At 43.9% G+C, this 1,847-nt stretch carries 1 protein-coding gene; it reads left to right on the forward strand.

Annotated elements, in window-relative coordinates; translation table 11 throughout:
- The first annotated feature begins 29 nt into the window (after positions 1-29).
- Positions 30-1,547, forward strand: a complete 1,518-nt coding sequence (locus CIK90_RS04020) for a hypothetical protein (protein ID WP_094464404.1) — start codon at positions 30-32, stop codon at positions 1,545-1,547.
- Positions 1,548-1,847: the final 300 nt, after the last annotated feature.

The following is a 1,847-nucleotide window of genomic DNA, read 5'->3' on the forward strand; positions in this document are numbered from 1 at the left end:
GATGAAGAAAATTATACATGGTAAAAAGAATGAAAATGAAGAAATATATTCAATCTATGATGGCTTTTGCAGCCATCGTGTCCTTTGCGTCATGTTCGTCGGAGGACAACAACACTACAATTGAAAACGAGAGTGCGACAAAGGTAATGACCTTTACTGCAACGCAAGAAGGTGACGAACAATCAACAAGGGCAGCTATTTCAAGCACTGAAAGTAAAGTCATCAATTGGCAAGAAGGAGACCAAATAAGCATCTTCGATGGTAAAACGAATAATCAGTTTACTTTGAAGAATGGTGCAGGGACAAAGAGTGCGACCTTCCAAGGTAACGCTGCAACAGCAGCTAAATATACTGCTGTATATCCTTACCAGTCAGAGGCTAGTTATGACACATCGAATGGCAAAGTAACAGGCATCACCCTTAAACCCACTCAAAACGCTACCGCCAACAGTTTCGACAAGGAAGCAGCCTTGATGATTGCAGAGGGCGGCGATGGAAAAACGTTGAATTTTAAGAATGTCGTAGGCTATGTGAAGGTGAAACCTAATTTTGATTGCACAAGAATAGATTTAAAGGCTTTTGACAACTCTGCGGTATTGGCAGGAACTGGCACAGTCTCTTATAACAACGGAGAACCAAAACTCGATCTTTCCAATGCGGAAACAAAGAATGATGCCATCACACTGACTGGAGACATCAAGGCAGGCAATTACTACTATATTGCAGTACCCCCAGTTACACTTAAGGCAGGTTGGACTATAGAATTCACAGCTAAAGATAATGGTAAATTATATTCTCGCAAGGGAACAAACCCCATCACTTTCACTCGCAACAAGGTGACCGACCTTGGTGAGTTTGCTACCACAGGGGATTATTGGTATGATCCAGTTAGAGCCGACCAAGAGGTAGATTTGGGATTGACAATAACTATTGGCACAAAGAATTACAAAGTAATATTCGCCAAATCCAACCTAACAACCACAGGTCTTGCCGCAAATGAATATGATTATGGTGATTACTTTGCTTGGGGAGCTACGGAGCCTTGGTATACTGAAATAGACAAAACGAGCTCTCCTTGGACAGCCACATGGAAAAAATTGGGTGGATACAAAAGTACCAATGCACCATTCTACAATAGTTCAACAGATTCATATACCAAATACACGCCAGGAGATGCCCTTGAAGCATCTGACGATGCCGCTCGTCAGATACTTAAAGGTGACTGGCGGATACCAACTACAGAGATTTGGGCGGCTTTAGTGAATAATTCTACAAAAGATTGGGATAGTACTAATAAAGGATATAAATTTACAAAAAATAGTCAAACTCTCTTCTTGCCTGCAGCTGGCAACGTCTGGGAGACTTCGTTCGAAAATGTCGGCTCTAGCGGCCGCTACTGGTCAGGCACAACAGCCAGCTGGAACAGAACCGCATATTACCTGCACTTCGGTGATGTTAATCTCAATGCGCAGGACAGCGGCAGTCGCACCCAAGGTTTTCCGGTGCGCCCGGTACGCTTGGTTGAGGTATCACAATCCCAGCAATAGCGCATGGCGATGGGATTTATATATCCCTCCGCCGCCTAAACCCCGAGTCATTAGGGTCATGGGGACAGGTACATTGGTTCACTCTTTAGGGTCGATGAACCTGTCCCCGATGATTTCGCTTGGGCTTCTGAGCCAATAGAGTTTGGCTCCGCATTTGTCTCTATTTATGGGAGAGCGTCTTCATGCGCTTTGTTTCTGACTTCTCGAAATCAGGTAAACCAGAACCTCGAGAAGTGGAACAGGCAAGTGTCAGGTTCCACGCTTCTTTCATTAATAGGTTCACCTTATATTAATTAATCA

The organism is Prevotella sp. P5-126, from assembly GCF_002251185.1.
Classification (GTDB): Bacteria; Bacteroidota; Bacteroidia; order Bacteroidales; family Bacteroidaceae; genus Prevotella.

Bases quoted from the DNA above. Each gene is read 5' to 3' on its own strand.
- CIK90_RS04020 (WP_094464404.1), top strand. From the start codon at position 30: ATGAAAATGAAGAAATATATTCAATCTATGATGGCTTTTGCAGCCATC.